Annotated in this window: 20 protein-coding genes; 14 read left to right on the top strand and 6 right to left on the bottom strand. The window is 59.2% G+C overall.

The window, feature by feature from the left end; genetic code table 11:
* Positions 1-75 precede the first annotated feature (75 nt).
* The 3 genes from BLW50_RS30180 (at position 76) to add (ending at position 3,059) form a co-directional block, all read left to right on the top strand.
* Positions 76-450, top strand: a complete 375-nt coding sequence (locus BLW50_RS30180; protein ID WP_139267421.1) for a hypothetical protein — start codon at positions 76-78, stop codon at positions 448-450.
* 127 nt (positions 451-577) lie between these two features.
* Positions 578-1,942 (top strand): NCS2 family permease, encoded by a 1,365-nt coding sequence (locus BLW50_RS01665; protein WP_090708549.1) that lies wholly within the window; start codon positions 578-580, stop codon positions 1,940-1,942.
* Positions 1,943-1,949: 7 nt separating this feature from the next.
* Positions 1,950-3,059, top strand: coding sequence for an adenosine deaminase (add, locus tag BLW50_RS01660; protein WP_090696583.1), 1,110 nt, complete (start codon positions 1,950-1,952; stop codon positions 3,057-3,059).
* Positions 3,060-3,116: 57 nt separating this feature from the next.
* On the opposite strand, the gene BLW50_RS01655 is transcribed toward add, so the two are convergent.
* Positions 3,117-3,539, bottom strand: coding sequence for a DUF3597 domain-containing protein (locus tag BLW50_RS01655; protein ID WP_090696580.1), 423 nt, complete (start codon positions 3,537-3,539; stop codon positions 3,117-3,119).
* A gap of 383 nt (positions 3,540-3,922) precedes the next feature.
* On the opposite strand from BLW50_RS01655, the gene BLW50_RS01650 reads away from it, so the two are divergent.
* Both BLW50_RS01650 and BLW50_RS01645 read left to right on the top strand, forming a co-directional pair.
* Positions 3,923-4,177: a GlsB/YeaQ/YmgE family stress response membrane protein gene (locus BLW50_RS01650; RefSeq protein ID WP_090696576.1), complete on the top strand. Its 255-nt coding sequence runs from the start codon at positions 3,923-3,925 to the stop codon at positions 4,175-4,177.
* A 126-nt stretch (positions 4,178-4,303) separates the two neighbouring features.
* Positions 4,304-4,822, top strand: a complete 519-nt coding sequence (locus BLW50_RS01645; protein ID WP_090696574.1) for a YidB family protein — start codon at positions 4,304-4,306, stop codon at positions 4,820-4,822.
* A gap of 50 nt (positions 4,823-4,872) precedes the next feature.
* Here the strand turns inward: BLW50_RS01645 and BLW50_RS01640 are convergent, their stop codons facing one another.
* A complete protein-coding gene (locus tag BLW50_RS01640) occupies positions 4,873-7,587 on the bottom strand; it encodes an autotransporter family protein (protein ID WP_244544430.1) in 2,715 nt (904 codons plus the stop codon).
* 318 nt (positions 7,588-7,905) lie between these two features.
* Between BLW50_RS01640 and BLW50_RS01635 the strand changes: the two genes are divergently transcribed.
* On the top strand, positions 7,906-8,442 hold the full coding sequence (locus BLW50_RS01635; RefSeq protein WP_090696568.1) for an invasion associated locus B family protein: 537 nt from the start codon (positions 7,906-7,908) through the stop codon (positions 8,440-8,442).
* A 6-nt stretch (positions 8,443-8,448) separates the two neighbouring features.
* Here the strand turns inward: BLW50_RS01635 and BLW50_RS01630 are convergent, their stop codons facing one another.
* Positions 8,449-8,670, bottom strand: coding sequence for a hypothetical protein (locus BLW50_RS01630; protein WP_090696566.1), 222 nt, complete (start codon positions 8,668-8,670; stop codon positions 8,449-8,451).
* Positions 8,671-8,718: 48 nt separating this feature from the next.
* Positions 8,719-9,999 carry a DUF2235 domain-containing protein gene (locus tag BLW50_RS01625; protein WP_090696562.1) on the bottom strand — a complete coding sequence of 427 codons (1,281 nt, stop codon included), beginning with the start codon at positions 9,997-9,999 and terminating at the stop codon, positions 8,719-8,721.
* A 153-nt stretch (positions 10,000-10,152) separates the two neighbouring features.
* Between BLW50_RS01625 and BLW50_RS01620 the strand changes: the two genes are divergently transcribed.
* From BLW50_RS01620 to BLW50_RS01605, 4 genes are all read left to right on the top strand, one after another.
* The gene (locus tag BLW50_RS01620; RefSeq protein WP_090696560.1) at positions 10,153-11,073 is read left to right on the top strand and encodes a LysR family transcriptional regulator; all 921 of its coding nucleotides are present in this window, start codon (positions 10,153-10,155) and stop codon (positions 11,071-11,073) included.
* A gap of 248 nt (positions 11,074-11,321) precedes the next feature.
* Positions 11,322-12,455 (top strand): Rieske 2Fe-2S domain-containing protein, encoded by a 1,134-nt coding sequence (locus BLW50_RS01615; RefSeq protein ID WP_170849926.1) that lies wholly within the window; start codon positions 11,322-11,324, stop codon positions 12,453-12,455.
* A 79-nt stretch (positions 12,456-12,534) separates the two neighbouring features.
* Positions 12,535-13,503 carry a Bug family tripartite tricarboxylate transporter substrate binding protein gene (locus BLW50_RS01610; RefSeq protein WP_090696556.1) on the top strand — a complete coding sequence of 323 codons (969 nt, stop codon included), beginning with the start codon at positions 12,535-12,537 and terminating at the stop codon, positions 13,501-13,503.
* Positions 13,504-13,535: 32 nt separating this feature from the next.
* Positions 13,536-14,276 carry an SDR family NAD(P)-dependent oxidoreductase gene (locus BLW50_RS01605; RefSeq protein WP_090696553.1) on the top strand — a complete coding sequence of 247 codons (741 nt, stop codon included), beginning with the start codon at positions 13,536-13,538 and terminating at the stop codon, positions 14,274-14,276.
* A gap of 196 nt (positions 14,277-14,472) precedes the next feature.
* On the opposite strand, the gene BLW50_RS01600 is transcribed toward BLW50_RS01605, so the two are convergent.
* Positions 14,473-15,933: a porin gene (locus tag BLW50_RS01600; RefSeq protein ID WP_139267419.1), complete on the bottom strand. Its 1,461-nt coding sequence runs from the start codon at positions 15,931-15,933 to the stop codon at positions 14,473-14,475.
* Between the two features lie 478 nt (positions 15,934-16,411).
* On the opposite strand from BLW50_RS01600, the gene BLW50_RS01595 reads away from it, so the two are divergent.
* The 4 genes from BLW50_RS01595 (at position 16,412) to BLW50_RS01580 (ending at position 20,621) form a co-directional block, all read left to right on the top strand.
* Positions 16,412-17,968 (top strand): tetratricopeptide repeat protein, encoded by a 1,557-nt coding sequence (locus BLW50_RS01595; protein WP_139267418.1) that lies wholly within the window; start codon positions 16,412-16,414, stop codon positions 17,966-17,968.
* A 246-nt stretch (positions 17,969-18,214) separates the two neighbouring features.
* Complete coding sequence (locus BLW50_RS01590) at positions 18,215-19,072, top strand: ABC transporter ATP-binding protein (RefSeq protein WP_244544105.1); 858 nt, start codon at positions 18,215-18,217, stop codon at positions 19,070-19,072.
* Positions 19,072-19,845, top strand: coding sequence for an ABC transporter permease (locus tag BLW50_RS01585; RefSeq protein ID WP_090696541.1), 774 nt, complete (start codon positions 19,072-19,074; stop codon positions 19,843-19,845). Before BLW50_RS01590 ends, BLW50_RS01585 begins: the two co-directional genes overlap by 1 nt.
* The gene (locus BLW50_RS01580; protein WP_090696539.1) at positions 19,842-20,621 is read left to right on the top strand and encodes an ABC transporter permease; all 780 of its coding nucleotides are present in this window, start codon (positions 19,842-19,844) and stop codon (positions 20,619-20,621) included. Before BLW50_RS01585 ends, BLW50_RS01580 begins: the two co-directional genes overlap by 4 nt.
* Here the strand turns inward: BLW50_RS01580 and BLW50_RS01575 are convergent.
* On the bottom strand, positions 20,614-21,441 hold the full coding sequence (locus tag BLW50_RS01575; protein ID WP_090696537.1) for an SDR family NAD(P)-dependent oxidoreductase: 828 nt from the start codon (positions 21,439-21,441) through the stop codon (positions 20,614-20,616). The genes BLW50_RS01580 and BLW50_RS01575 overlap by 8 nt on opposite strands.
* Positions 21,442-21,491: the final 50 nt, after the last annotated feature.

Below are 21,491 nucleotides of genomic sequence, written 5' to 3'. Positions count from 1 at the left end.
GCGCGACAGGCGGAGAATGAAATGGCTCCAAGGCAGGAACGGGATGCAGCGGAACCTCTCGCCCTAGATGCTACGATGTCTGCCCCTACCTTACCCAAGCGCGACCTCGAACGATTTATCTTTGTCATCCAGGCCGACCGCCTCGGCCATATCAGTGTCACCGAATTCGACTGCCACGCCACCCAAGCGGAAATCGCCCAGGCACTCTGTGACAGCGACCTGCCAGATTGCCCTGTGTTACATGTGTTGGAAGGCCATATCGGTGACCTGCTGCGCGACGTCACCGAGGACGTGGCCCGCGAAATCGAACGGATGGCCGAACGTGCCGTGAAGGATCGCTGGAGAATTCAGAATTGCGCCGCCCAATTGCTACGCCGTTTCGATCTGTTCGACCTGAACGAACACCATGACACGATCGAGTACCTCAACGAACCACTACCCGTCGGCTGAGCATTCTTCAGGATAGATCGGACTACGAATCCTCACAGACAGGCTCCCAAGACCGCCCGATATGCCCTCCCCGCTTGCGCTTACCCTCGATCCGCCCACAATAGTGGTGCTCATCGGAGAAGCTGCGATGTCATCTTCGGAAACCGTCGTCGTCGATACGCCCCCGCCTGAAACATCGCGAGGCTGGCTCGATCGATATTTCTCCCTGAGCGCGCGTCAGTCGAACCTGCGCACCGAAACCCTGGCCGGCATCACGTCTTTCTTGGCCGCCGCCTATCTGCTGATTGTCATTCCCTCCCTGCTTTCGACAGGTGGGATGGACCGCGCCGCAGCGACAACAGCAACAATGATCGTCTTCGTGTTCGGCTGCATCCTCATGGGGCTCTACGCCAACCTGCCGTTTATCGTCGGCCCCGGCATTGGCGGTTCGGCTATCCTGGGCGTCACGCTCGCCGCCACCGAACATGTGCCCTGGCAGACCGGGCTGGGCATCGCCTGCATCTCGGGCGTGCTTTTCCTGATCCTCACATTAGCTGGCGCGCGCGGCCTCATCGTCCAGCTCATTCCCACCCAGATCAAGCTCGGCCTCGGCGCCTCAATCGGCCTGTTCATCGCCATGTTGGGGTTTCGCAACGCTGGCATCGTCGTCGCCAACGCCCAAACCAATGCCTTGGCGCTCGGCGATTTTTCCAAACCCGGCACAATTCTAGCCCTGATCGGCCTCGCCGCCTCCGTGACCCTGCAAGCCATGAAAATACCCGGGGCCATTCTTTGGGCCATATTGATCGCCGCCCTCGCCGGCGTACCACTCGGCGTCACGAAAGTGCCCAATGCCTTCATCACCTGGCCGCATGATTTCATGCCGGTGGCTTTCCAGGTCGATATTTGGGGAGCACTCACCCTATCAGCCATCCCCTATCTCTTCGCCTTCTTCGCCTCCGAATTCTTCTCCACCATGGGCACGACCCTGGCGATCGGCGGCAAGGCTGGCTTGCTCGATGAACACGGCGACCTCCCCGACATCAATCGCCCTTTCCTGGTCGACTCCATTGCCGCGACGCTCGGCCCTTGGATGGGAATTCCAGCCATGACGGCACTGGTGGAATCGGCTGCCGGCGTAGAGGTGGGAGGCCGCACCGGGCTCTCGTCCATCGCTGCGGCCGTCATGTTCGCCCTGATGCTTCTGTTCGTCCCCATCGCTTTGGCCATTCCGAAGGAAGCGACGGCGCCGGCTCTGGTGCTCATCGGTCTCTCCATGTTCAGCACCATCAGGCTTACGCATTTCGACGATTTTACCGACTCTCTGCCGGTGCTGCTGATGGTCCTGCTGACCTTGATGTCGAACAGTTTCGGCACCGGCATCGCCGGCGGCATTCTCTGCTACGTATTGGTGAAACTGCTGGCCGGCCGCTGGCGCGAAGTGCACTGGGGCCTTGTCATCCTAGCGATTCCGCTTGGCATCTATTTCTGGACCGTCGTCAAACCGCATTGAGTGAAACATGAACAGTCCCGGCAACGTTCCGCCCTCCCGCACCGGCATCGTCATCACCGATGCTCATCGCGCCTTCTTCAAGGCCATCCCCAAGGTCGAGCTGCATTGCCATCTCCTCGGCGCGGTGCGGCGCGATACATTTTTTGAACTCGCCAAGCGCAAGCCCATACCGATCACCGACGAGGAGATGGAAGCTTTTTATACCCGTGGCGAGAAGCCCATCGGCGTGCTGCGCGTCTTACGCGCCCTCGACGAATATATCCTGACCAAAGCCGACGATCTGCATCGGCTGGCCTATGAATATCTTGAGGATGTTGCCGACCATAACGTGCGTCACGCGGAATTCTTCTGGAACCCCACGGGTACAGTGCGCGTCTCTCATATTCCCTATGCCGACGCGCAACGAGCCATCGTCACCGCCATCGAGGATGCACACAAAGACTTCGGCATCACCGCAAAGCTCATTCCCAGTATCGATCGCGAGGCAGACCCGGAAGAGGCCGTCGTTTTCGTCGAATGGATGAAGCAAAATCGCTCGGACCATGTGGCCGGCATCGGGATCGACTATCGCGAAAACGATCGTCCGCCCGAACTCTTCTGGAAAGCCTATCGCGAAGCTCGCGTTGCGGGTTTTCGCACGACAGCCCACGCCGGTGAATTCGGCATGCCTTGGCGCAATGTCGAAACGGCGGTCGATCTTCTAGAAGTCGATCGCATCGATCATGGTTATACGGCCGTCGACAATCTTGATTTCGCCGCGCGCTGCGCCGCACGCGGCCTCGTATTCACGGTCGTACCGACCAATTCCTACTACATGCGCACCCTACCGCCTGAACAATGGGCCGAACTCCATCCGATCCGACGCATGCCGCAGCTCGGCCTCAAGATTCATCCCAATACTGATGACCCCACCCTTCATAAGGTGAACCCAAGCGAAGCTTGGGAACTGATGTTTAGCCACTTCGGCTTCGCTATCGACGATCTCAAAAACTTCATGCTCAACGGCATCGACGGCGCCTGGATCGATGAAGAAACCAAACAACAATGGCGCAGGGATTGGCCGGCGGAATTTGATGTTCTGGCGCAGGCATTACCAACGCGCCCGTTGGAGGCTTGAACGAAAACAGCCGGCGTTCGCAAACGCCGGCTGCTATTATAGCTGTGCTGCGAAAGACTATTTCAGGCTATCGGGCACGACACCGCCGGAGGCCGCCAGCTTTTCCATGACCTGCTTGTGCAGCCACAGGTTCATTTCAGCGGAACCGTCGAGTGCGCCTTTATAGCCAAGTTCCTCAGCCAGCTCCTTGCGCGAAGCAAGGCTGGAGTCGAGGTTGAGCAGCTTCATCAGGTCGACGATAGACTGCTTCCAATTGTAGTTCGAATGGCCAGAGCTATCCGCGATCTTGGCGATCAACGCTTGGACCTGGTCGAGTGTCATCGGCGCCGCTGCGGTAGCAGCACCAGCGGCAGCACCACCAGCTTGAGCAACGGTCGCGCCAGCAGGCGCGCCGCCTGCCGCAGCCGGGTTGGCCGGAGCTTCGTCCGCCTTGGCGGGAGATCCGAAAATGGCGGAAGCGATACGGCTGAAGATACCCATGTCTTTGACTCCTTAAAAGGCAGTGCATCATCGCAAGCGCCACGAGCGGCGGCAAGGGACGATAGGATTATCTCGCGGCCAGATCAATAATACGCACAGGCATGATCGACAAATCCAGCCATACGATCAGTAAATCTCGTGACAAAGGCAAAACAAACCTATGACGAAAGTCATATGTCACCCTGATTCATCCGCGTCGGAACCATAATAACCATCCAGCGTTGTTTCCGGCTTGTCCGATCGTCTCTCTTGTCATGTCGCCATTACGACCGCATTCTAAGAATCCGAGGTCAGCCCACTATCGCACGTAGCTTGGGCGTGCCACCTTGCCGATCGGCGCACCCGCCGCATTCGGGTGACAAAAGGATAAAGGGAGTCTCCGCATGGGCATTATCTGGACCATCATCATCGGCTTCGTTGCCGGCGTGATCGCGAAGTTCATCGTCCCCGGCCCCAATGACCCGCAAGGCTTCATCCTAACAACCATTCTGGGTATCGTCGGCGCCTTTGCCGCCACCTTTCTCGGCCAAGCAATGGGCTTTTATCAGGCTGGCCAGGGTGCTGGCCTCATCGGCGCGATCGTCGGCGCGATTATTGTGCTCGTCTTGTGGGGCATGGTCGCTGGCCGACGGGCCTGACACGGTCATAGAAATGTCGCGTAGCAGCGACATGCCAGTAAGCGATGCGCCAAAGGATAGATCACCGCATGTGACAGGCGCAATTGTAAGCACAGTAGACAGAGTACGTAGACAAGGAGTTTAACGATGGCCTCCCGTGGTTTCCCTTCCCTCACCGCTCTGCTCGGCCTGCTGGCCGTAGCTGGCTACCAGAACCGCGACAAGATCGCGGAGATCATCAATAACTTCGGCAAGGGCGGAGCGCCGGGTCAGATCCCGGGCCAACAGCCGCAAAGCCTACCGCCAGGGCAAACCGCAAGCGCCCCCGGCCAGCCGTCCGCTGGTCCCCTGTCCGGTCTCGACAAATTGCTGGCCGGCGTTGGCGGCGCCGCGGGCGCAGGTGGTCTCCTCTCCGGCGGGCTCGGCGAACTGATCGAGCAATTCAAGAACAATGGTCAAGGCAAGGTCGCTGACTCCTGGGTTGGCACCGGCCAGAACGAAGAGATTTCGCCGCCCAATCTGCAAAGCGTATTAGGCCCCGAAATCACCAAAGCCATCGCTCAGGCGACGGGCATGTCGGAGCAAGAAATTCTGCAGCGCCTGTCGACTGTTCTGCCGTCGGCGGTCGATCAATATACCCCCGGCGGTCGCCTGCCTCAGTCTTGAACAGCGAATGAGTTTGAAAGCGAAGGGCGACGGCAACGCCGCCCTTTTCTTTACCAGCTGACGCGCAAGCCCAGCGTACCGCCGTAGCTACGACGATAGGTACCGCCGCCACCGCCCCGATAATCGGCGGTCGCAAAGGCACTGACCATCTTGTTCATGCGCAGCACAAATCCACCGCCGACTTCCGCCGATGTCCCACCACGCCGAGTCGGTATCGCGTCAATTCCATCGAACACCAGCAGATCCGTGCCGCGGAAATCATGGCGCAAGCCGACCCGTAGATAGGGCATGAGCAACGCCGAGCCGACCTCCCACTGCCCCTGCAGGCGCACGCCAACCCGGCCCATCGCAGCATCGACCGGCTTCTGCGTGATATAAGACACCGCATCACGCGTCGCGTCGAACTGCAGTCGCTGCCAAACGAATTGCGCCTGCGGCTCAAGGGTCAAGTTACCAGGCAACGCGATCGGATAGCCGGTCTCGAGCGAAGCCGTGATACCGCGCCCATTGGTTTGCGCACCGATGCCGCGATAAGATGTCTGGCTGCCGCTGTACCACGCCCCCATCAACACGCCGTCGACATACCAGCCGCCAGGACCGATATGTGTCCAGTAGGCGCCGACGCTGCTGCTCTCAAGCCCGAGCTGCCCGACCGGCAGGCCGACGAAGCCGGACGCAAAGCCACGCACGCCGCCCGAGGCGCGCGCATAACCAGCGAACGCGCCGAAGACATCACGATGGCCGCCATAGTCGACCCCGAGAAGCTGCAGCCCAGCCTGGAAACCGCTGATCCGACCATCGAACTGCGGCAAGGTCGCGCCCGACCAGCGCAAATTTGTATGTTCGCCAAAAACCCGTGCCCACACCGTCGGCAAAGTGAGACCATCACCGGTCACCGTTCCAGCACGCACTAAAGCCTGCTCACCGTTGCGCTGATGGAAAGTGCTGAGCATGGCGAGGCTCATCTCGCGCGCCACTTGCGGCACTGCGGAGTAGAGCGCGACCTCGGGGCGGAAGAGCGGAATAGGCGCCGAGCCCGGCGGTGGTGCCGGCGGCAGTGGCGGCGTGCCCGGTGCCGGCTCGGGGATCGGTGTCGGCGGGACCGACGGGTCAGGCGACGGGGGCGGCGTCACCAGCGTCGAACGCAGATACCAATTCTGGGCGCTCCCCGCCGAGACGCCACCATGGAACAGATAATACTGATAGGCGCCAGCGGAGATCGAGCCGCCATTGAGCGAAAAGGCGCCGGGCGTCGTAGAAGCACCGTTCGTCGCCTGCACCAGCATGATGCCGTCGGTCAGTGTGGCTGCGCCAGCGCCATTGAAGTTGGCCACCGACACGCCTGTCGAACCAGAAGCGGTGCCGCCAGAAATAATCAACCGATCAGACGCCGCGCCGTCGCCGGCAAGAACGCTGCGCAGATTGAGCATACCGCCTTGACCAACATAGTTGCCATTGATGGTCAGGCTATTAGCTGCCGGTGCCCCACCGTTGGTGAGATCGATCGTGCCGGCATTGGTGACGGTAATCGGTGGCGCGCCCGGTGCTGGACCAATCGACGGATTGAACCCATTGCCTGCCAGAAGCTGCGTGCCGGCAGCGATGTTCATATTTCCGGTGACGTTATTTTCCAGCGTCAACGCGCCGGAGCTGATGAACACATCACGGAAATCGCCTGTGCCAGCCCAGGTCCAGGCCGTACCGTTCATCCGCATCGTGCCGAAATTGGTGAACGGATTGTCGACCCGGCCGGTGCCTTCGAGCTCCACCACATTGTTGCCGGCGCCGCCATTGGCCGCTCCGATCACCTGCGAGCCGGTCTGCAAGCGAAACGTTACATTACCATTTCCACCGCGGATCGCTTCAAGACCGCTGATCAGGCCCGCGTTGATAATGGTCGTCGGGCCGTTGAGCGTGCGGATCGCCGGCCCCGCTGCGCTAATGATCTTCGCACCTGCATTATTTTCGATCAACGCCGAGAAATTGGCGCCCGCAGTATTGGAAAATACAGCATCGGCATTGGCGCCGCGCGCCTCGATCGTTCCATTGTTGATGAGGTGGTTCGAACTGCCCTGCATGTAGACGGTATTATTGACAGAACCACCGCCGTTCGAGCCCGTCGTCAACAATGTGCCGTTGTTGGTGATCAACGCCCGCGCGCCAGTCGAATAGATCGCGCGCGCGCCACCACCGTTGGTGGTGATCGTACTATTGTTGACGAAGACGCTATCATTGCCGGTCTGCACATACATGCCGTGCGATTGCGTTCCCTGGGTCGTGATCGAACCGTTATTCGTCAGCGTATTGCCATTGCTGCTGTCGCCCGGGTTCGCGATCAACACGGCAAGGCCGCGCGATTGGCCGTTCTGCGTGGTGATAGTGCCGTTGTTGAGCAGCGCGTTGCCGTTACCGATCACCGCAACGGCATTGACGTTTGCGCTCGACGTCTGAATGAGACCGCCGGTCGCATTGGTCAGCTGATTGCCGTCGCCTTCGGCATAAATTCCGGTGCTGCCATTGCCGCTGATCGTCAACGTTCCGCTGTTCGTTGCGCTACTCGACGTGAACAGACCGATCGCATTGGCGCCATTCACCGTCAGCTGCGCACCAGACAACACGTTGACCGTGACATTGCTACTGGCGGCTGCGGCCTGAATAGCGGTGGTCCATGGATTGGGCGCCGACGTGTCGCACGTCACCGTGGTTCCGGTGGTCGGAGCGGTCGAACTACAGGCCGCCACTGCCTCACCGGGCGCGAAAACCACCGGCAAGACCAATCCCATTAAGGGCATAGAAACGACACAGGACTGCCGCAGTCTCGAAAGATCGAACGGTTTCATACCCCCACCCCCGGCCCGACGTTCGCGTCACGATCGATTCGTTCGGTCTTAACAATACCCCCAGTATCAGTAAGTATACCCTTGCATTTTAGTGTGGAGCGATTGCGCATTTGGTTTAACAAATGTAGCGTTAATAGCTAAAGCTCGAGCAGTATTTGAATCACAACCTAGAGAATGCGTAAACTCCCGATTTTATTGAAAAATTTATAACTGGACTGCAAAAGACTACCAGGGGGCCTACGCATGAAAACAAGAACACGAAACATTATCCGTTCCGCAGGGATAGCCGCGCTGATCGCCGGTTGCGTCATCGCGCAATCGTCCTCCACAATCTTCGCTGCTTTAGCCCAGTCGCTCAACGAAACCTTCGAGAATTGGCAAGTACTCTGCTCATCACAGACGGGCCCCCGTCGCTGCGTCGCCTCGCAGCAACAGGCCGGCCCCCAGCGACAGCGTTTTCTCGCCGTCGAACTGATCCCAGCAGCGGGCAATACACTGACCGGCACCCTGGCCCTGCCCTTTGACCTGCAGGCTGAGGCAGGCGCCAGCTTGCAGGTCGATGACCGGCCGATCGGCCGCCCCCTGCGTGTGCGCCATTGCGGGCCCGCTGGCTGCCTCGTATCCCTGCAACTCGATTCCGCCACCACCGATAAACTGCGCATGGGAACGACGCTGAAAATCCTCGCCACGCGCGCCGATAACGGCATGCCGATGGTCTATTCCCTGTCGCTGGAGGGCTTTGCCGCCGCGATCAGCCGGGTCACGGTGTTGACCCGCTAATGCGCCTTAAATGGCGGGCGCACTGCGCCCCGCCGGCCGCCAGCCGACGACCTTGGCGTCGATCGGCAATCCGGTTTTCTCGTTAACCCATTGCCCTTGATGGAACTGGCAGACAAAGGGCAGCATATAAGTGCCGACGTGATCTTCGCAGAGCAGTTGGCATGACACCTTCTCCGGCGGAATGCCTTCCGTGGTGAAATCAGCCAACCTCTGTTCACGCGTAGCCATCCTGCCTCGCTTCCTCAAATCGCAGTCAGCGGCATTCCCGTGGCTGCTTCAAGGCGTCTCATCGCCTTCATCCGCTCCTACCGCACCTCTATCAATGGCCGAATCCTCCTCGACCTCGTGAATGTCGTTCCAGTTTTCGGGGCGATAATCCGGCATAAGCCGACGCCGCTCAAGAACCGAACGATGGATCAACGCGCCATCGGGAATGGGACGTGGCTCGGCTCGGGGCAGATAAAGGCCTGCGAAAACCGGTCGTAGCGGCCATTCACGCCAGCGCACGTTCTTAGGCCAGTATTCGAGCAGGCGCCAGGCCATCGTCATTGAATCGTGCAGAGCCGCAGTGGCGGACGGCGGCACATAAACATGATTGCTCCCTTTGCGCGGCCGTCCCAGCACCAGATGATTGACCATCGCGCGATTCACGATAACCCCAGCGGCGGCGGCCTGCTCGATCATCCACAGCAATGGAAATTTCGACAAACCGCTTTCGACCTCGCGATAGCCACCGCCGACATCGGCATGCACGCCAGAAAACCAGACTTCCCGAATATCCTGAGCAATTTCCGAAGTGGCATCGAAAGGATTGGGCCGAAACATCTGCCGCTTTGTCCAGACGTTGAGGCGGAACATGCGTCGCCGCTCGTCAATGGCAATCGCCTGACGAAAGATCTTCACGCGCGGATTTGTGCGCGTGTAACGGAGCGCCTGCAAGCCAAGCGACAGCCGGTCCCACCGAGGCACGATGATGGAGGCCACGGTATCCCACACGCCGATAAATTCGATAGGCACAGAATAGGCACTAGCGACCCGGCTGAAATGCCAGGCAGCCGCAAGCGCAGGATCCACGGACACAGACGGCGCGCCGTTTTGCTCATCATCGCCCGCGTCACCATTTGGCCGGACGCTACCATCGCGAGAACTGGAGTTCTTATAAGCCGAGAAAGCATAAGGCGCGAGGTTGAGCTGATCAGGCCGCAACAGGCCGATGACATTGACGAAGCCTGCCAGCACCCGCACCGTATAAGCGCCCCGGCTGAAACCGAAGAGATAGATCTTGTCGCCGCTTTCGTAATTAAGGCACAGAAAGCGATAGGCCGACAAAACGTCATCATCGAGCCCGTAGCCCGTGGCGAGCCCGAACACACCGCGCGCCTGCTGTTTGAAACGCTGCCAGGCATTCTGCTGGCCTATCGTGCCAACGCCGGGATTATAATAGACGCGCTGCCGCGCAGTCTTGGTGAGGATGCGAAAAAGTTTGAGTACATTCGACATCGTCTCGCCGATCTCGTTGCCGGTGCCGTCGCAACAGATGACGATGTTCTTAGCCATACCCGCCCCCGCTCGTCGCAGAACGCGCCGCGACACGATCATGAAACACGGTTTTACGTAGTAGCGTCAACGATGGCGCGAGAACATCGGACACCTTGACGACAGGGGCACTAAACCGAAAGATAGAGAAGAGGCTGACAAAGGGTCGATCCAGTGCAATTCAAACAAAGACTGACAGTCAAACAGCTGCGGCTTGTCAGCGTTCTGGCCCGAGAACTCAGTATCGCTCGCTGTGCCACCGTCCTCCATACGTCTCAATCCGCTGTTTCCCGAGCTCTCGCGGAAACCGAGACCCTGCTTGGCGCCAAGCTCTTTGAACGCACCACCCGGCAGTTCAATTCAACGCCATTGGGGCAAAATCTTGCCTGGCATGCGGAGCAGGTCCTAAGTCAGCTCGACAAAGCCGAGGCGGAATTCAATGCCATCGCCAGTGGCGACCTGGGATCGCTCAATGTCGGCATCATCGGAGCTTTTTCGCCGCGCATACTCGCTAAAGCCACTGATCGGGCGCGAACCGTCGCACCCAAGCTCGTGGTACATTTTCACAGCAATTTTGCCGACGCGCTTGTCGTAGATCTCATGCGCGGTCGCTGCGACCTGCTGCTGACCCATCTCGACGTCAGACAGTTCGGCGAAGATCTCGTCGCAGAACCCTTGTACGAAGAGCATATTTCCGTCCTCTCCGCGGCAAACCATCCGCTCGCACGCCGCAAGCGGCTCGGCTGGAAAGAACTCTCCGACTATCCTTGGGTCCTTACGCCAGTTCAAACATCGACGCGTCGAACCGTCGAGCGCAATCTGCGGGTCAGTGCGGGGCAGCTCAATCCTGTCGTCGTCGAGACAATGGAATTGCACTACGTCATCGAATTTCTAAAAAGCGGCAAGTATCTCACAGCCATGTCATCGCGCTTGGCGAAATGGTTCGAACAGTCGACGCGCGATCTCAAAGTTCTACCGGTCGGCGGCGACAACGTCTCCTCAACGGTCTGCGTTGCACGGCTCGCTTCGCGCAAACTGTCAGAACTTGAGAAAGTATTCGTCGACAGCCTGAAAGCGGCGTCAAAGAACAGCTGACCCGCTCGGCCGATATCGCCCTGAGCTTTGGCCAAATGCCAAGGGTATGCCTGCGATCTATGACAGTTCCGATAATAATGGCGCTGCAGATGGCAAGGCTCGATCTCTTCTCAAGACCTCTCGCTTCCCTATACTCGGACTAATTCAAAACATGAGCGCGGGAGCGGATCGTGCAAGCTGAGAGCCAGCAAATGCAAAGCGATAACAAGGCGAGCGACCGCAAGCCTCTTGGCAGGAAGTCACAATTGATGGACTTTTCTTCCGCCGGCCCCGGCACACCTGGAGGCGAATTTCTTCGTCGCTTTTGGCAGCCCGTCTACGCTTCGCGTGATCTCGCCATCGGCACCGCCAAACCGATCCGTATCATGGGCGAGCAGTTCACGCTCTATCGCGGCGAATCTGGCGCACCTTACATTGTCGGCTATCGCTGCGCGCATCGTTGCACGCAAATGTCGACGGGCTGGGTGCGCGGCGAAGAGATCCAATGCTTCTATCATGGCTGGAAGTACAGCGGCACTGGCGCCTGTACCGAGCGGCCGGCTGAAAATCCGCCTGGCCCCCACAAAGACATCAGCATCGGCGGCGTTCCCGCCCGCGAATATCACGGCCTGATCTATGGCTATTTCGGCCCTGGCGAGCCACCGGCTTTTCCGCCCTATCCGTTTTCCGACGGCGGCATCATCGAAAATCTGGTGACCGAATTTCCCTGCAATTGGTTCCAGACCTATGAAAACTTCGCCGACGAGGTGCATCTCGCCTTTGTCCACAGCGGCGGCGGCTCTCACGATGACCTGAAGCGCACGGTCGAACTGCCCAAACTATCTGCCCATGAAACCGACTACGGTATGTCGCGCATCACATCAATTTCCGGTGGACCGGAGCGCGCGGCTCATCTCATCTTCCCCAACACGATGCGGATATTCCTGCCCCCGCAGCGCGCACCCAATGGCAAGGAGATCGGCGGCTGGCGCGATAGCTATCTCACTCTCGTGCCGACCGACGATGAGAACCATATCCTATTCTCGACCCGCCAGGTCCACGTGCCGCAAGAACAGCTCAATGAGTATTGGGCCATTCGCGAACAGGTTCGCCAGTTCGTCAAATCGGCGCCGTCAATCCGCGAAGTGGCGGAAGCTGTCCTATCGGGGAAGAAGGTCCTGGCGGATTATAAAGATCATCCTCGTTTCGTCTTTATCGAAGACGCGATTGCCCAGCTTGGCCAAGGTGCGATTGCCGATCGCAGCCGAGAACGTCTGGGCGCATCTGACGTCTGCATCGCCATCCTGCGCCGGCTATTCACGCGCGAATTGACGGCAATCATGCAGAACAAGCCGATCAAGACCTGGCACTATGACGGTACGCCGCCACAACGCGGCTTCTGAAGACCAACAAAACGTGCGAGCCGGATGGGTCTGACAGGGCCGGCTCCGCACGAACACATCTACCCAATGGGAGTGGGCTATGATCGATCGTCGTACATTTCTCAAAGCTTCGGCAGCAAGCACAGCCGGCCTGATGACGCCCGCCATCGCCCAGGACGTCGTTCCTGCGCGCATCGTTCGCTTTGTCGTCCCTTTCGGCCCAGGCGGCCCAACCGATGTATTGGCACGAATTGTCGCCGACGCGATGCGCGGCAAATGGCCCGCCGGGACTATCGTTGAAAACCGAGCAGGCGCGGGTTCGATGATCGGCACCACTTTCGTCGCGCGTTCAGAGCCAGATGGCACCACGATTGGTGTCGTCACGAGTTCCTATATGATCAATCCCGCCGTGCGCGAGAAGATGCCGTTTGACACAAGCACGGATCTGCGCGGCTTGACGCAACTTGCTTCATCCTACCTTGTCCTGGCAGCTCATCCAAATTTTCCCGCCAGCGATATTCCAGGTCTGCTGAAGACGGCACGATCAATGCCAGATCCGCTGGCTTATGCGACGCCTGGCATAGCAACCGCGCCGCACATGGCGGCGGAGCTGTTGCAACGAGCCGGGCAAATCAAATTGCAACACGTGCCCTACAACGGCGCCACCGAGGCACTTACCGACGTTCTGGCAGGACGAGTGCCGCTCATGTTCGATCTCTGGCATTCAGTACGGCCTTATGTGGAAGATAAATCTCTCAAGATTCTCGGCGTTATCAATGGGCAGCGCATTCCAACCGCTCCCCAATACCCCTGTATCGGCGAGACACTGCCCGGCTACGAGGTCAGCTCTATCCTCGGCTTGATCGTGCCCAAGCAAACGCCGACGGAGCACGTGGAAAAATTGGCGACAGATATCACCACATTCGTCAAATCAGATGAATTCAAAAAGAAAGCCGAACAATTCGGCATGCAACCAATAGGTTCCTCGCCAAAGGAGTTCGACCAGTTCATCGCGGCCGATATCGCCAGATGGAAGCAGATTGCAACGAATGCCGGCATTCGGCTTTAGATGTCGGCCCATAAGCACAGAGAGAATGATCTATGGAACTGACCGGCAAAGTCATCGTTGTCATCGGCGGTAGCAGCGGGATCGGCGCGGCTGCTGTTCGACACTTCGCCGCGCTCGGGGCCAGCGTCGTCGTCGGCTATCACAATGGTGAGGAACGCGCGCAAGCTCTCATAGACTCGCTACCAAAAGCTGATCACGCGATCGCGCGCGTTCAGCTCGAAGCCCCCAAGACATTCGCGATTCTCGCCGAACAGTTAAGGGAACGATTTGGCAAAGTTGACGTTTTGGTCAATTCAGCCGGCTTTACACGCGCCATTCCGCACGCTGATCTCGACAAGCTCGACGATATCCTGTTCGAACAAATTCTCATGGCAAACGTGCGCGGACCATACTCGGCCATCCGCGCTCTGGCACCGTTGCTGCGCGCCTCAGGCGACGCCGTTGTCATCAACGTCTCGTCCGTATCCGGCTTCACGGCTTCCGGGAGCAATGTCGCCTATTGCGCTTCGAAAGCCGCGCTCGATAACATCACCATGTCACTCGGCCGCGCCCTTGGCCCAGAAATCCGCGTCCTCAGTGTATCGCCAGGCGCCGTCGCCACAGACTTCGTTCCGGGGCGGGATCGCGCAGCTCTCGAGACCAGCGCTAAATCCGCGCCGCTGCGCCGGGTCATCGAACCCGACGATGTTGCGGCGGCCATTACCGCTTGCGTGACACATCTGAAGGCCAGCACCGGCATCAAAATCGTCGTCGATGGCGGTCGCCATCTTTGATGCACTGCGGCCATAAAAAGAGCCTCGGCGCTGCTTATCGCCGAGGCTTGAGTTCTTACCGTTCCTGTTGTCCCGAATCTGCTGCTCAGAGGGAGCGGACTGACGAAGGCTGTTCAATCTTGCCGAAAGCCCGGGTGTCACGAGGAGCGGTCTTTCCGGCCGGCCGCTTGCGGAGGCTCCAGCCGGAAGAGGTTGATCAGAACGTGCGTTGGATACGCATACGGCCTGTCCAATTGTTCGGGCTGACCGAAGCCAACGTGCCAAGGCCGACGGGCACCGAAAGCGGCAGGCTCTGGTTCAGGCGCGCATAGGACAGTTCAACGCCAATATCGAAGTTGCGCACCGGCGACCAGACGAGACTGCCCATGACGTTCCACACGGTAGCGCGCGACAGGCCGCCGTTAGCCCAAGAGGTTGCCCGGGTCACGCTCCCCGGTGTGATCTGCACATAGGAGCCAATCAAGTGCGAGCGCAGCGATGGCGTCCAATAGTGAGTGAAGATACCGGCAAGGCTGAACGCCCGGGTCTGCTCAACGCCACCGACAGTACAGGCCGCATTGGCGCAGAACATCGTCAGATCGCGGTCATTGCGCAGGAAACCACCGAGGAAGCTGCCAGACACGGGTGGGTTCGAATTGATGCCCGAGTTGGTGACATAGCTCAGCGCGCCCACTCCATAGGCCGCCCAAGCCTGGATACTGTCGCCAGCAGCCAACATCGGTAGATTGATCCGCAGACCACCGCTGACCGCCCACCCCGTATGGCGCACGAGCGGACCGGCATTTCCGATGACCGCCAACGGCGCATTGCTGAAGTTGGCCGTGTTCTCGATGATGGCGCCGGACACCATCGCGGCGCCCCACGGCTGATCGACGCGCAGATTGGCGACAATCGCCGGCAAACGCTGCGGGCCGCCAATGGCAGTCGCCGCCGTGGCGGTAAATGGATTGGCGCCAAGCGTGTTCGGCCGCTGCCCGTTGGTCAGTTCAGCGCGGTTTTCCAACGCTATCGTCGCTGAGAAGCCTCTGCCAAACGTCGCCGTATAGGCGAGCTGGCGGATGCCGTTGGGGAAGCCAGCCGTCCACATCGTGTGATATTGGAGCGGCGGCAGGAAGGTGAAGTTGGAAGCTGCCTGACCGATGGTGAAGCCAGCAAAGCGGATATAAGCCGCTTCGATGGTCGCGCTGCTCGCGTTGCCCGCGGCAAAAATACCGCCAGTATAGCCCGGCGGGGTGTTGGCGAGGCCGGAAGCGCTCTGCAAACGTAAAGCAAAAACAGTCTGCACCGTACCCCAGGCGGACTGAGTGCGCGCATCCATGTTGATGATGCCACGCGCATACCAACCATATTGGTCAACCGCATTCGAGCTGACAAAGGTGTTGGCGGCAATGCCACCACCCGCCGTCGAACGGTGCACGACCGCATTCTTGGCTGGCGTGTACCAGGCATCGACCCTAACGCGACCGCCGACCTTCAGGCAGGTGTCGGTGCCAGGGATCCAATAGAAGCCCGCGCCATAGGCATCGCAGACCCGGACATATTCAACGGGCGCGGCCTTGCGCGACGGCAGATCGGCCGCCATAGCGATGGATACACCCGCAACCACGCATGTGAATGAAGCGGCGCCGCCCACCAGCGCCATCTTGAATGAATTCACCTTGCTCTCCTCTGGCCTCTACCCACTTCGTGGCGGGCTTCGTTCCGGCTTGCTTTCCGATCGCGTCACGCGATCAGGGCGCCCGGCGCTTTGCCCCCGGGTCGGAAGAGCTTGCGGAGGGGAGGTTGAGCGGTGGTAGGCTATAACTAGTGCTAACCTGCGTTGAAACCCGTTAAACCCTTTCGTTTCAATAAACTAGACTCTCGACAAACCTATGGCGGAACTATCGCTACACGATCAGCTCTGCTAGAGTTTGGCAGTCAAGGGACGAGACTCCCAAGCCGAAACAAAGGGGGATTCGTCCTTGGATTCGCAGGAGGAGACGAACAAGGCCCAGGTTCTGGCCGCGCTTGAACATGTATTGCGCGACCCAGCTTTCACAGCCTCGGACGGTCTCTCGCGCTTCCTGCGCTATATCGTGACGGAGACGTTGGAGGGCCGTGCCGTCCGCCTCAAGGCCTATGCGATTGCGCTCAGCGTGTTCGGCCGCAACGAGAGTTTCAACCCGCAAACCAACTCCTTGGTTCGTGTCGAAGCCACGCGTCTGCGCCGGCTGCTGGCCATTCACTACGCCAGAAACCCCAACGTCAGTCCGTTCGAGATCCAACTCCCCAAGGGGTCTTATGTACCCCAATTCATCGCCCGCCAGCAGCCCGCACTGCCCTTATCTTCTAGCGTTCTTTCAACAGATCGACCTACGGCCAGCCTAAAGCGAGGCCATCTTCCCTTGCCGGCCTTGGCCGCATTGGGCCTCGTTCTCCTTATGGGCATCGTCGGCTTGGCGTTTTCACCGCTCCTTTCACAATCCTACCTGGACGACGAGATCGAGATCGGTACAACGGCCTGGGAGCGGGCGCCGTCGATTTCGATCGCGCCGCTACAATTCGATGCCGGGCTGCTCAAACCCGCCCAGGCACACGCACTGAATGTAGAAATCCTCGCCGCTCTGGCAGGCTTTGATTTCCTACGCGTCTATGATTTCGGCGCGGGCCAGGTACAGCGGCGAACAGACTATCGCCTCGAAGCCTATGCCAGCGAGATGGAGGGACAACTGGCGATTCTCTTTCGCCTGCTGCACACCGCCACCGACCAGGTGATATGGACCCAGGCCTTCCGCAATCTGCCGCTCAATTTCACCGGCGACGGACGTCGCCCGGTCGTCTCAAAGGTCGCCAGTGTTCTTGGACGTACCTATGGCGTCGTATTCACCGATCGCTACAACCGCATGCCGCCGTCGGACGCGACCACCGTTGGTTTTGCCTGTAGCATCGACGGCTATCAATATTTCAACACCCCCTCTTCAACGACCTTTCGACAGGTGCTTGATTGCGCGAATCGCACCGTCACCGCCAATCCGAAATCGAGCCTGGGCCAAGCACTCAAGGCCGCCATGCTCATCGATGGCCATCTCAAAGGCTATCCGACCGGGGAAGCACAGGAAAGCGCCCTCGAAGGCGCCCTGCAAGCCGCCAACACAGCGGTCGAACTTAACCAGAATTCCTCCCAAGCTCACCGTGCCCTGTTTCTAGCTCGCTTCTACGATGGTCGTTTTAGCGAGGCCTTCGCCGCAGCCAAACGGACGTTGACACTCAATCCGTATTCGATGGAAATCCGCAGCCGCGTTGGCAGCGCTTACATTTTGCGTGGCGATTTCGCCACCGGCATGAACCTGCTCAATGAAGTGTCGGCCATTGCCGACAACCATGCTAGCTGGCTCGAGTTCTATTATTTCCTCAACGCCTATCGTAACGGCGACAAACTCGAGGCTAAACGTCACGCCTTTCGAGCTTCGATCGCCAAGACACCACTGGGCGCTATCGCGCGGATCGTCGCCCTGCATCAGCAGGGAAATGGCTCCGCCGCTAAAAAGTGGATCGATTATCTCGAACGCGAATTTCCCGAATTCGCAATTGATGTGCGCGCTGCTTTCGGCCGCATGCAAATGCTGCCGACCATCGCTGAACATCTCACCGATGATCTGGAAGCTGCCGGCTTGTCAGCAAAACGATTGAATACCGCCCACGGCATCAGATGATGCGCAGGCACTTAGCCTTCCTCCTATCGCATTCTATCCATCGCGATGGCGGTTACTTAGATTGCCTGACAGAGGACTGATGCTTGCTTAGGCAGGATGGCGCTTTCATCGGCTCAATCTGCCATGACACCAGAATGTGCTGAGGTAGAAATTCCACCTACCCAAAATTGTCAGACAATATTGACAGCCTCACCATTTAATCCGAAGCTCCGGTAAGTCTCTCGCGCTCACCGGAGAACCGAAACCTTGACGGCCACGATGAAGCTCGATCCGCCGCACGCGTGTTACCACCCTGGCGTCGATCAAATCAAGCGTGAGGCAACACCGCTCATCCGCGTGCAAGGATTGATGAAGAGCTTCTCCCGTGCCGAACGTACGGTGACCGCCATCGACAATTTCAATCTCGACGTCGCACGTGGCGAGTTCATTGCGATTGTCGGCCCCTCGGGCTGCGGTAAAAGCACCTTCCTGCACATTCTCGGCGGCTTCGAGCGTGCTACAAGCGGAAGCCTTTCTATTGATGGTCGGCCGATTACCAAGCCGGGGCCCGATCGTGGAGTCGTGTTTCAGGAATATGCGCTTTATCCCTGGCGCACCGTCGCCGATAACATCACCTGGGCGCTAGAGATTCAGGGCCGCAGCCGCGCGGAACGTAAAGTTGTCGCCGATATGCTGCTTGCCAAAGTTGGTCTCACCCATTTCCGCGATCACTATCCAGCCGAACTGTCGGGTGGCATGAAGCAGCGCGTCGCCATAGCACGAACCTTGGCATTCGATCCAGAAGTCCTGCTGCTCGACGAGCCTTTCGGCGCTCTCGATGCACAGAACCGCGAATTGATGCAGGAAGAACTGCAGCGCCTACTCAACGACTTCAAGCGCACCGCCATTTTTATCACGCACGATATCGAGGAAGCGATCTATCTCGCCGATCGCGTGATCGTCTTCACTGCCCGCCCCGGCCGCACCAAGGCCGATATTCGCATCGATCTGCCCCGCCCCCGCGACATCGAGGTGAAGAAAACCGCCACTTATCTCGAATATCGCAATCAGATTTGGGACTTGCTGCGCGACGAAGTTCTACAAGCCCGCAAGGAATTCGGCTGATGCCACGCCAGTGGCGCCAGACCAGCGTCGGCCTGATCATTCCAGCCGTTCTGCTGCTGATCTGGCAAGGCGCTGGTTGGTTTGACTGGTTGCCGGCCTACCTTCCGCCTCCATCGATTATTCTGACAGAGACCTGGCACATGCTGGTGAGTGGCGAGCTCTTCTATCACAGCTATGCCAGTCTGAAGCGCGCCCTCTCCGGCTATGTTCTCGGCGCCAGCGTTGGTGTGCTCACAGGCCTCGCCGCCGCAACTTTGCGTCCGGTTGAGGGCTTCGTCGAGCCGCTGGTATCCTTGACCTATCCCATTCCCAAAATCGCCGCTTTGCCGATGGTCTTCGCCTGGTTCGGGCTCGGCGATCTGTCGAAGATCGTCATCATCTCCACCTCGATTTTCTATCCTGTCTATATCGCCGCCCTGGCCGGCGGCCGATCTACGACGAAGACTTGGATATGGGCCGCTCGCAACATGGGCGCATCGCCCACCACGATCATCCGGCGGGTCGTTCTGCCGGCGGCCTTGCCTTCAATTTTCAATGGCCTGCGCATTGGGCTCGCCCTGTCCTTCGTCGTCATGTTTGTCGCCGAACTCGTCGCCTCCTCCGAAGGCCTCGGCTATCTCGTCGTCTTCGCCGAACAGGGCATGCGGTTCGACCTCGTCTATGTCGCGGTTCTCGCCATCAGCATTATCGGCTTTACCGCCGATAGGCTTTTGCTGCTGGCACGCCGGCATATCGTCGTCGGCCAGGAGCTCGGCACGGAGGCCCGGCGATGAACGCTCTTACAAACCTCTCCCATGCGATCACCCGCAATTATTCGATCATTCTGGCCTTCGCCCTCTATGAACTGGCCAGTCGCCTCCGCCTCGTTTCGCCGCGCCTGTTTCCGAGCCTCGAAGCCATTTTCATTCAGTTCTGGCGCTACACGCTCAATGGCGACTTGCCTTACCATGCGGCCATTTCGTTGATGCGGGCCTTCATCGGTTTTGCTCTGGCCGCCATCGTCGGGCTAGCCATCGGCTGGACCATGGCCCGTTCCCGGCGGGCTGAAGCTCTGATCGAGCCGATCTTCAGCTTCGGCTATCCGATGCCGAAGATTGCCCTCTATCCGATCTTCATCTTCGTTTTCGGCCTCGGCACGGGATCGAAGGTCGCACTGATCTTCCTCGAATGTGTCTACCCCATCGCCATCCACGTTTACGCTGGTGTCCGCGCCACGCCGAAAGCCTTGATCTGGGCGGCGCGCAACATGAACGCTTCGCCTTGGCAGATATCCACTCGCGTCCTGCTTCCAGCCGCCGCGCCAACCATATTCACCGGCCTGCGCATCGCGCTGCCGGTGGCCCTGATCGTCACCCTGGTTACCGAAATCATCGGCGAGAGCCGCGGTCTCGGCTATTTCATCACCTTCGCCACGTCGTCGTTCGAATATGCGCGGGCGCTGGCGGCTTTTTTGATGATCGCCTTGATAGGCTTCGTGCTGGACCGTCTGCTGATTTTCGCTCGCGACCGGCTCGTTTTCTGGGACAAGGCAGCCCCACCCGTCATGTAACCGACGAAGCGTTCCCGGCCGCAGGTATGTAAGGATGATGAGCAACACCAAGCAAACCGCCGTCGACGAGAATATCGGTTCCGTTGATGTAAGCGGCCATAGGCGAGGCAAGGAAAACAGCGACGCTCGCGATCTCCTCGCACGATGCCTCGCGGCCCAAAGGGATTTTGCGCACCAGCGCCTCACCGACCGCCGTTTGCTGCGGATCCTCGCCGGACCAGAAACGCGCCGTCGCCGGAGAACGGACGACACCAGGGCTCAAACTGATCGCGCGGATGCCGTGGGCCGCGCCCTCAGCCGCCAGCATGCGGGTGAGGCCGAGTAGGCCGGCTTTGGTCGCGCCATGGGCGCAACTGCGCAGCGGCATCAATTCCAGATGGGCGGAGATCGAGCCTGTATTGATGACAAGGCCGCCGCCCTGGCGCACGAAATGCGGCCACACGGCCCGCGTGCACACAAAGGGCATGGTCAGCTCATAGAGAAGGGTCGCGTTCCAATCTTCCATCGAGGTCTCGGCGAACGGCCCCTTGGCGCGCATCTGACCGGCATTGTTGTAGAGCACGTCGATAGAGCCCCATGCCTCGATCGCCTTATCGACCCAACGTTTGGCTGCCTCTGGTGTCGAGACATCGATGGGATGCAGGCTTTCCATCGTACCGCCGGCACGGCGCACCATAGCGACGGTTTCCTCCGCCTCATCGGCTTTGACGTCACCGCCCAGAACCCGGGCGCCGGCGGCGGCAAATTGCAGCGCTGCCGCCCGCCCCTGACCACCAGCCGTTCCCGAAATCAACACGACCTTGCCGTCCAAATTCAACATATCGGCGCTCCTCCAAAATTTCTTGTGTGGAGCGGAGATTATAGTTGATC

The sequence above is a fragment of the Beijerinckia sp. 28-YEA-48 genome (assembly GCF_900104955.1).
Lineage (GTDB): Bacteria > Pseudomonadota > Alphaproteobacteria > Rhizobiales > Beijerinckiaceae > Terripilifer.
The sequence above is the reverse complement of the archived record's forward strand: the minus strand, read 5'-3'. Positions and strand labels throughout refer to the sequence as shown.